We start from the raw sequence: 10,081 nt of genomic DNA, 5'->3' as shown, positions 1-10,081 counted from the left end.
GGTGGGCAAGACAGTAATTGCGGCGGGGTTAGCCGGGCTGTTTAGAGAAAAAGGGTTAAAAGTAGGTGTGATGAAACCGATTCAGACCGGAGCGGTTAAAAGAGAGGGAAAACTTATCTCTCAGGATTTAGAGTTGATGATTAAAACCTCCGGGATTGTTGAAGATATTAATTTGTTAAATCCTTACTGCTTAGAACCTGCGGTCGCACCATTAGTCGCAAGTCAAATAACGGGCGTAAAAATAGATATTGAAAAAATTCTCGCCTCCTACCGTGAATTAAAATCAAGGTATGATATAGTTATAGTTGAGGGTGCGGGTGGGATATTAGTTCCAATTAAAGATAATTACCTGATGATAGATTTAATCAAGGATTTAGACCTGCCTATTTTAATCGTAGCTAAACCTTCATTAGGCACGATAAACCATACCTTATTAACTATCAAACAGGCTCAATTACAAGGAATTCGGATTTTTGGGGTAGTGATAAATATGTTTAAAGAAAATGAGGCGACGATAGTTGAAAAGACAAATCCTCAAATAATCCAGACATTATCTAAAGTGCCAATACTTGCTATTATTCCATATAATCCTGAAATTAACCTTGAAAAGGGAAATCCAGGGAATATTATTAATTTATTAAAAGAGAATTTGAAGGGTGATATTTTAGTAACTATTCACCGCAGAGACGCAGAGGAACAGAGAAAAAAGGATTTAAATTAGATTGTGGATACAGGATAGATCTTTTGGTTGAAGAAAAAGTTATCGTAGAATTAAAAGCAGTCGAGCAACTACTTCCGATTCATGAAGCTCAACTTTTAACCTACCTAAAAATGATGAATAAAAGGATTGGTTTATTGATCAATTTTAATGTTTCTGTTCTAAGAGATGGAATTAAGCGTATAGCAAATAGATTTTAATTTTTCCTCTGTGTCTCTGCGTCTCTGCGGTGAACAGTTACTCTTCAGGATTAATCCCCAAAACACCAAATCCTGCCTTGCTCAGGGAGAGTTGATTCTTTTCCTTTTGAAGATAACCTTTAGCAAGCATCAGGTCAATAAATTCTTTTAATTGATGATAATCATATTCTTTAAGCATACCAAAATGTGCTCCAAAAATATCCTGACCATATTTAATAATGGCATCAGAAGTTTCTACTCCCCTCAGGATATTGGCGATACTGGATGATGGTAATTTACCATTCCAGTTATGGACTAATCGCAGAATCTCTAATCCTACTTTTCGAGGGACAGGTTTATCAACGGTCTTTTCTTTAGATAGAAATAGTAGCGGATAATCCTTTGTGATTACTTCAAGTGAACCTTTACTTATGAAATTGTCAATGAAAGCGATAATTTCTTTTTGAGTAAAATCCCTTAATTTTCCATAAAACGCTGATGTCTTTAAGTTCAGGGTTTCCATAGTGTTACTTTGACTGCCATTAAGTAATTGGGCAAAACCCTGCCTGCCCATTTTCCCTTCATATTCTTTAACACACTCGTAAATAATCGCCTCAATCTTTTCCTGATGAATACTCTGGACATCAGTTGTAAGTCCAAGGCAAACATCACAATTATTACAAGAGGGCTGTAGATTTTGCTCACCAAGATAAGTAAGGATGTATGCTCGACGGCAGATTTTATTTTCAGCGTATTCTACCATATTTTTTAATCTATCAAGCTCCATCATCTTGCGTCTTTCTTCATTTGTGAGGTTAATATTAAGCCATCTCAGCCCTTTAGTTATTTTGAGCTTGTCGCCTAATTGGATACAATTTGCTTCCTCCAATAACCTCAGGACGACATTCATCTTTGTTTCGTGGACATTCTTCCCCTCGGCAATTATTTGTTGTGGAGAAAGCCCGTCACACAGCTGACGATATATCCAGTAGATTTCTCGTGAACCTGGATAAGATTGATAGATAAAATAGCGGTGAATCTCTAAATCTTTACGATTAAAGAGGAGAATACATTTTGCCTTTTTGCCGTCCCTGCCTGACCGACCTGCTTCTTGATAGTAAGCCTCTAAAGAGGCAGGTGTATGATAATGGATAATACCGCGAATATCCGGTTTATCAATACCTAATCCAAAGGCAATCGTAGCGACTACTACCCGCGTTACCCCAGACATAAAAGCCTCCTGGGTTTTCCATCGAGTCTCATTCCCAAGTCCAGCATGATATGGTAGAGCAGAGATTTGATTTGTTTTAAGGAAGTTAGCTATCTCTTCGGCATCTTTTTGTCTGGCGACATAAACGATAAAATTGCCTGGCTCTGCTTTTAAAATCTTTAATAAATGCTCACTTTTTTCACTTACTCGGGTGGAAATGACACTAAATTCAAGATTAGGGCGGTCAAAACTTATAATTACCTGCCTGGCTCTTCGCAAACCCAGATGAGTCATAATATCCTGTTGGACCTGTGGGGTAGCGGTTGCCGTAATAGTTAAAATAGGAGTTTTGGGATATTGGGCAAATATATCTTTAAGTTTTAAATATTCAGGTCTGAAATCGTGTCCCCATTGACTAACACAATGTGCCTCATCGACAGCAAATAAACTAATTTTAATCCTGGATAATACCTCTTTAAAACCTGGCATAAGCATACGCTCTGGAGAGACATACAGAAGTTTAAATTCACCTCGTTTGAGTTTCTCTAATCGAACTTTTACTTGATTCACAGAAAGCCCTGAGCTAATATAAGTTGCCGTTGTATGACCAAGCTCCTCAAAGGAATCTACCTGGTCTTTCATCAAGGCAATAAGTGGCGAGATAACGATAGTTACTCCAGAGGAGATAATCGCGGGTAATTGATAGCAAAGTGATTTCCCACCCGCAGTTGGTAAAATACCCAGAACATCCCTTTTCGCCAATATCTCCTGGATAATTTCTAATTGACCTGGTTTAAATTGGCTAAAGCCAAAGTTATTCTGCAAAATGTGATAAATCTTATCCATATCATTATATCCCTAACAAATACCCATTCTCTTTCAACCACTTTTTACTTTCTTCATAATTAGGGAGGATTATCTTTAATTTGTGCCAGAATCTCTTTGAGTGATTTTTTTCGACGATATGTGTTAATTCATGAACAACGACATAATCTATAACACTTAACGGTGTCATAATGAGCCGCCAGCTAAAACATAACCTGTCTTTCCCATTGCAAGAACCCCACCGCTTTCTAGCATTCGTTATCTTGAATCCATTATATTTCAATCCTGATAAAGTAGAATACCAGTCTAATCTCTCCTTAATCTTATAGTATGCCTGGTTTTTATACCAGGCAACAAATATCTCCTGGGCATAAGGAAGATAATCTCTTGAAAGCAAAAATTTCTGGTTAAATAAAAGTGGTGGGGAAGGATTATTAAAGATAGAGAGGCAATAGGTGTTACCCAGATAGAGGAATTTTTCTCCCTCGACAAATTTTCTGGGTATGTTTTTTTTCTCTTTAGCCGTTTTCTGTTTTTTTCGAATCCAAAACCGCTTTTTATCAACTATTTTTTTAATATGTTCTAAAGAAGTCCGCAGAGGCACGCGCACAATTAAGCTTGCCTCCGAGGTAATCTCAATACCTATTGTTTTTCTTTTAGAACGAATTATTTTGTCTATTTTGATGTCATTCATCACTGCTCAATATAGCACTTATTAACCGAAATTTGACATAGATATGGCTATGAAATTCCAAATCACAAATTCCAAATTCCATTTAGTGAATTAGTGAATTAAGCGAATTAGCGAATTAGTAAAATCTAATCTCTAATTCACTAATCTCTAATTCGCTTTTTGGTATGTGGGATTTGGTGCTTGGGATTTGGGATTTTTTCCTTATCCACCCTGAGTAAAATTTTGATTAATAACTGCTCTAATAGTAGAAATTTATTGTCTTTTTACAATCAATTTCTATAGATTCCCATTTTTACTCCATCATCCTCACGCTCATATTTGGTTTAATTCCATTATTTTTTGTCATAAGACCAATTGAGAAATCTTTATTTACTTCAATTATTTTCGTTTCGCCCATGAGTGTCTCATCATCATATATTTTAAAGATCATTCCTGCCTTTATGTCTGCCTCTAATCCACTGTCAATGTAAAGCTTATTCCCATTTACACTGGTTATTCTTGCTTCCCATTTGTATTTTCCCATTTCTGCAATTATCATACCAACTACTTTTGTTAGCACCTTATTAATGGACATAACAAGTGCCGAATGTTCTACATCCACAGTGGGTTTTTCCCCTAATTTTCCCTCGCTCACTTTTGCATCTCCTTTAATCCGAAGGGATTTAATTACCAAATCTCTATTGGGGTCACATAGGTCTATTGCTACTACAATGTATGCCCTGGTAGTCTTTGGTCCTCTGAATCGAGCTGGTAAGGTTTTCTCATACCATTTAGTTAATTTTTCTTCCTGACATTTTAAGATTTTCCCACGAACTATCATTTGAGTAAATTCTTCAGTTTTTGCCTTTTTAACCACAAACCTATTTGTGTTAAGTAACGCTAATCTAAATTTTGAAGTAAAGATTTTAGCACTTTGAGGAGGGGCATTCTTCAGATTAACATAGAAATCCTCAACAATAATTTTCTTTTTAGGACCATAATATTCTTCTGCCAGGATTAACGCAGGACTTATTATTAAAATAATAAGAAACACTAAGTTAATTTTGGATTTTGGATTTTGGATTTTGGATTTCTCCACTTTTTTTACCTCCTAAAAAACTTTTCTACCTCTTTCATCGCACAATATTTTCCACACATCGTGCAACCTTCAGATAGTGGTGGAGATTGTTGTTGGTATTTACTTGCCCTTTCAGGGTCAATTGCCAGTTTAATTTGAGTTTCCCAATCTAATTTTTTTCGTGCCTGAGCCATTTGTATATCCCTATCCAATGCACAAGGAATACCTTTAGCGACATCGCCGGCATGAGCGGCTATTCTTGAGGTGATAACTCCTTCCTTAACATCCTCAATCGTTGGGAGTCTAAGATGTTCTGCTGAGGTAACATAACACAGGAAATCAGCACCAGAAGCGGCCGCAATTGCTCCACCTATTGCCCCGGTGATATGGTCATAACCCGGGGCTATATCAGTAACAAGGGGTCCCAAAACATAAAATGGTGCCTCGTAACATAGCCTTTTTTCTAATAAAACATTTGCTGAAATTTGATTTATCGGTATATGACCTGGTCCCTCAATCATTACCTGAACATTTTTTTCAAAGGCTCGCTTAGTTAATTCACCTAAGGTGATTAATTCTTGTATCTGTGGTCTATCAGTAGCATCTTTTAAGCAACCAGGCCGTAGCCCATCACCAAGACTCAAAACAATATCATATTCAAAAGCGATATTCAGGATAGCATCAAAATATTGATAAAGTGGATTTTCCTGGTTATGAAAAATCATCCACTCGATTAAAAATGCCCCACCTCGACTAACGACATCCATAATTCTTTCTTGATTTTTTAACCTTTCAATCGTGTGTTTAGTTACACCTGCATGAATAGTCATAAAGTCAACACCATCTTTTGCCTGCTCTTCAATCACCTTTAAGATTGATTCTGGGGTCATTTCAAGGATTGACCCTTTATTATCAACCGCTTCGATAGCGGCTTGATAAATCGGCACGGTTCCAAGAGGCACTTCTAAATCCTTAAGTATTTCAAGTCTTATCTTTCTTATATCTCCACCAATAGATAAATCCATTATCGTATCCGCACCAGCCTCGATTGCCACTTTAGTTTTTTTTAGTTCTTCTTGAAGATTAGTGATACTCGGTGATGTTCCAATATTGGCATTGACTTTCGTCCGAAGTCCCTTTCCAATACCGCATTGTCTGGATAGTTTTTTATGATTAGGATTATGAGGAATAACGATGGTTCCTTCACATAGCCCCTGGTGAATAAATTCTAATGTGACATTTTCACTTTTGGCTATTTGTTGTATCTCGTCAGATATTTCCCCGTCATTAGCTTTTGCCTTCAGAGTCACTTTATTTACGCTCCTTTTGAGGATTTTTCCGTTTTTAATATCTTTATAAAGGCATCTACTACCTCCGGGTCAAACTGAGTTCCGGCACCATTCTTTAGTTCTTTAGCCGCCTCTTCTTTAGATAGTGCTTTTCGATAAGGTCTATCTTTTGTCATCGCACCATAAGCATCTACTGCCTCAATAATGAGTGCCTCTTTAGCTATTTCATCTTTACTTAGACCATCTGGATAACCTTTCCCATCAAACCTTTCGTGGTGATGACGAATAGCACATATTATCTCTTTTGGAAATGCGATTGATTTTAAAATTTCGGTTGAGATAAGAGGATGTTTTTTAACCGCTTCAAATTCCTCATCACTTAATTTACCTGGTTTAAGCAAAATCTCTTCTGGAATACCAATCTTACCGACATCATGCAGGAGTGTTGCCATTTTTATATTTTCTGCGGCTGACTCACTCATATTTAATGCCCGGGCAATCTCATAGGCATATCTTGCCTTTTCCTCAGAATGACCACTTATATAGGCATCTTTGAGGTCTATCGTTTGACCTATGTCTGAAGCCGTCTCTAAAAGTCCCTTTCTAACCGCCTCAAATAATCCTGCATTTTCAATGGCAATAGAGGCCTGGTCGGCAAATGTAGAAAGTAAATCTATTTCATGTTGGGTATATTGATGTGGTTTTGTTGAAAGAACGCTATTAGTCCCCAGTACCCGTTCCCGGATTATCAAAGGAACACTTAATAATGAGGAGATTTCGATTTTTTCTTCTGGATATTCCTTCTTTACATCCGCACAAACAATAGGTTTTTTCTGTTCTGCGGATTGGATGGCAAATTTTTCTTCTACGGCTAATTCTTTTTGATTCAAACCTATTGAGTCTTGTAAGATTAATCTACCTTCTTTTTTATCTATGATTCTAATGGCACATTGTTTTGTATTCATTACCTCGGCGACGGCGTTAAGTATTAATTTTAAAACCCGCTCAATGCTTAAAGTAGATAAGATACCCTTGCCAACTTTAGAAAATGCCGTTAATTCAGAGGTTTTATCTTCAAGCTCTTGATATAAGAATGCATCCTCTATAACAATACTTGCCTGAACGGCTAATGCCCCAAACATATTCAAATCATCCTCTGTAAAATCTCTCCCTTTGGTGCGGTCAATATTAAATACACCTTCCAGTTCATTTTTAATAACTAACGGTATTGACATCACAGATTTTAGCCCTTCTCTATGTAGAATGCTAACAAAATGAGAATCGTCTATACCACGATTTATAAGCAATGGTTTATTTTCTTTAGCCACATAGCCCGCAATATCCTTACCGATTTTAATCCTTCTTCCTTTAATTACCTCTTTTGTTATTCCGTAGCCAGATTTAACATATAGTTCCTCTTTTTCCTTATCTATAAGCATAATAGAACCCGAATCTCCTTCAAGAACAGTAATCGTGGTATAAAGTATTAAGTCTAATAGTTTATCTAAGTCAAGGTTTGAAGTAATTGCCTTACCGATATGACTTAGAGTGGATAATTCTGCAATTTTATGTGTTAGCTCATGTTCTTGAGCACATAATGACGAGATGATTTTTGCAATTGAATGGAGTAATTCTCCAGCGGCATAAATTCTATTTTCTGGAAACTTTTTAATATCTGAAGCGGCTTCTATTAAGACATCCGGGTCAAACCCCAGTTCTTGTGCGATATTTTCAATTTTTTTGGGGTTAATATGGGTAAATATTTGTGTTCCTTCTATTTCTATAGAGCCCATCGGTATATTTTCAACAATGATGGGTGCGGCAAAATGTGCCAACCCTGCAAAACAATAATATGCCTTGGGTCTATTATCTCGCAAACTATCGTTTCTAACCTTTACGCTGAATTGCTTGCATTTTGTTTGACCTTTAGCACAACCTTGAATTAAACTGCAAAATCTATTTAATCCAACAGGTTTAATTATATAGTTTCCTCCAGTATCTAATATTGAAACTGACAGACCAATAGCCTCAGTAAAATTATCCAGAATTTTTTGAAGTGTTTTCTGGTCAACATAATCTACAAGGGTTAAAGTTGGGTTTAGAAATTCGGAAACTTCCCTTCGTTGTTTCATCAAATCTAATGCTTTTGTTTCTTTTGGCAGTGTAAAATAGAAACTGCTACCTTTATCTGGAGTTCCATCTGCCCAGATTTCCCCGCTATGTGCTTCGATAATTCCCTTAGCGATAGCTAATCCTAATCCTTGCCCACCATAAAGAGGGGCTTTTTTAAAAAATTCATCAAATATTCGCTCATAATCTTCTTCCTGCAATCCCTTACCTGTATTTATCACGCCTACCTGAATACAATCACTCCATTCTTTGGCTTGAATACTTACCTTCCCTGATTCTTGCGTAAATCTAATCGCATTATCTATTAGATTGACTAATACTTGCCTGATTCTTTCTGAATCAGCAGGAACATCTGAAATATCTTTGGGAATAATAGATTCTAAGGTGATATTTTTTTCCATAGCAGATGGTTTAAAAAATGTCAGCACATCATCTACTAAACTCTGGATATTAGTCAACTTTATATCTAAGTCTTGCCTCCCGGAGGTCATCATCGAATGGTCTAAGAGATTACAGACTAAACCGTTAAGTTGCAATAATGATTTATCAATGTTAAATAAGAATCTTTCCTGTCCAGGGCTTATCTCACCAAAAGCCTTATCTAATAAAAGGTCAATGGCACCTTTTATCGTTGTCAATGGAGTTCTAAGTTGATAGGCGCAATTATAAACAAATTCGGATTTCTTTTGATTGGCTAAAACCAGGGCTTTATTTTGTCTGGATAAGTGTTGATTTTGTTGTTTTAGGATATTAACTAAATAGAGATAAAAGACAGCAATATAGGCGGATAATGGTGCCCACAGGATAAACATATAACCTATTCCTTCTTGATAGGCTAAATAACTGATAAATATAATAATGAGAAGGAAAAGCACCATGACTATATCAGACATTTTAAGGATTTTTTCCATCTCAAGTGGTTTTGGTTTAATCCTTCTTTTCATGATTTTTAATCCTCCTTTAGTTTGGTAAATGGTAACTGGTGAATGGTAATTAGTTACCAATTAACCGATTATTTACTTTTAATTTCGTGAAGCCCTATTTGGTAAGTTGAGATTTCGGATAGGTTATTAATCAAATCACCTGTGACAGAGCATCAGATACCCTTTAACCGCTTACTTGCTTTTTTTACATTCATCTACTAAGTCATTGAGCAATTTGATAGTTTTATCTATATTAATTCTGGCAATGGTTAATATTTCTCGTCTATCCTTTACCGGGAATGAATCATCCATTAATAAAAGGTCAACGGCTCCTTTAATCGCAGTCATTGCACCTTTTATTTTATGAGAGAGATTTGATATTGGGTCTTTTTCTTCGTTGTTTTTCATGTTTTCCCCTTTAAAAATCGTAATCGTTCAGCCACAGAGGCACAGAGTTCACAGAGAACTAAAGAAATTAGTCACTTAAGGACACGAATTAATCTCTGATATCCCATAAATGTAGTGTGAACCTTTAGGTTCACCTTTTGGCTTGCCAGAAGCGAGGCTAAAACCTCGCACTACAAATCTTTTTGTTGTTCAGAGAGATTCGGATTCCTCTCGTTAGATAGTAAAACATCTAACAGGATTCATTCGTGATTATATATTCCCTCTGTGTTCTCTGTGGCTCTGTGGCTATATCCTGTTACTCTTCCTGGTGGAGAGGGGAGGGTTCGAACCTCCGAAGGCATAGCCAACAGATTTACAGTCTGCCCCCTTTGTCCACTTGGGTACCTCTCCACATTAGTAAGCAGGGATTGACAATAATTGTTAAATTCTCAGTAACCGTTCAGCCACAGAGGCACAGAGTTCACAGAGAATTAGAGAAATTAGCCACAAATGGTTATATATTCCCTCTGTGTTCTCTGTGACTGTTATGTAAAGTGTCAAGCTTTTTTTTATTTTTTTACTTAAGAAAAGACTCTACGACTTATCTCTATAACTCTACACCTTATTTTTGTTTTAGGCATTTTGAGTTTTTAATTAAGATCGAAATGT

Annotated in this window: 7 protein-coding genes, 1 tRNA gene and 1 pseudogene; 2 read left to right on the top strand and 7 right to left on the bottom strand. The window is 36.5% G+C overall.

Features of this window, described 5'->3' with window-relative positions; genetic code table 11:
* Together bioD and AB1414_09415 are read left to right on the top strand one after the other, a co-directional pair.
* On the top strand, positions 1-721 hold a 721-nt coding region (bioD, locus tag AB1414_09420; protein MEW6607654.1), incomplete at its 5' end, for a dethiobiotin synthase.
* Positions 706-918 (top strand): annotated as a pseudogene (locus AB1414_09415) (GxxExxY protein). The gene bioD and the pseudogene AB1414_09415, both read left to right, overlap by 16 nt.
* Positions 919-955: 37 nt before the next feature.
* Here the strand turns inward: AB1414_09415 and AB1414_09410 are convergent.
* The 7 genes from AB1414_09410 to AB1414_09380 all read right to left on the bottom strand — a co-directional run bounded on the left by AB1414_09410 (position 956) and on the right by AB1414_09380 (position 9,823).
* Positions 956-2,953, bottom strand: a complete 1,998-nt coding sequence (locus AB1414_09410) for a RecQ family ATP-dependent DNA helicase (GenBank protein ID MEW6607653.1) — start codon at positions 2,951-2,953, stop codon at positions 956-958.
* A 4-nt stretch (positions 2,954-2,957) separates the two neighbouring features.
* On the bottom strand, positions 2,958-3,626 hold the full coding sequence (locus AB1414_09405) for a SprT family zinc-dependent metalloprotease (protein ID MEW6607652.1): 669 nt from the start codon (positions 3,624-3,626) through the stop codon (positions 2,958-2,960).
* 292 nt (positions 3,627-3,918) lie between these two features.
* Positions 3,919-4,704 (bottom strand): hypothetical protein, encoded by a 786-nt coding sequence (locus AB1414_09400; protein ID MEW6607651.1) that lies wholly within the window; start codon positions 4,702-4,704, stop codon positions 3,919-3,921.
* 5 nt (positions 4,705-4,709) lie between these two features.
* A complete protein-coding gene (gene thiC, locus AB1414_09395; GenBank protein ID MEW6607650.1) occupies positions 4,710-5,993 on the bottom strand; it encodes a phosphomethylpyrimidine synthase ThiC in 1,284 nt (427 codons plus the stop codon).
* A 5-nt stretch (positions 5,994-5,998) separates the two neighbouring features.
* Positions 5,999-9,046 (bottom strand): HD domain-containing phosphohydrolase, encoded by a 3,048-nt coding sequence (locus AB1414_09390; GenBank protein MEW6607649.1) that lies wholly within the window; start codon positions 9,044-9,046, stop codon positions 5,999-6,001.
* 171 nt (positions 9,047-9,217) lie between these two features.
* Positions 9,218-9,433: a histidine kinase dimerization/phospho-acceptor domain-containing protein gene (locus AB1414_09385; protein MEW6607648.1), complete on the bottom strand. Its 216-nt coding sequence runs from the start codon at positions 9,431-9,433 to the stop codon at positions 9,218-9,220.
* Positions 9,434-9,738: 305 nt separating this feature from the next.
* Positions 9,739-9,823, bottom strand: a tRNA-Tyr gene (locus tag AB1414_09380).
* Positions 9,824-10,081 lie beyond the last annotated feature (258 nt).

The organism is bacterium (assembly GCA_040755795.1).
Taxonomy (GTDB): Bacteria; UBA9089; CG2-30-40-21; order CG2-30-40-21; family SBAY01; genus JBFLXS01.
Note: the sequence above shows the minus strand (reverse complement) of the source record. Positions and strands in the feature narration are given on the sequence as shown.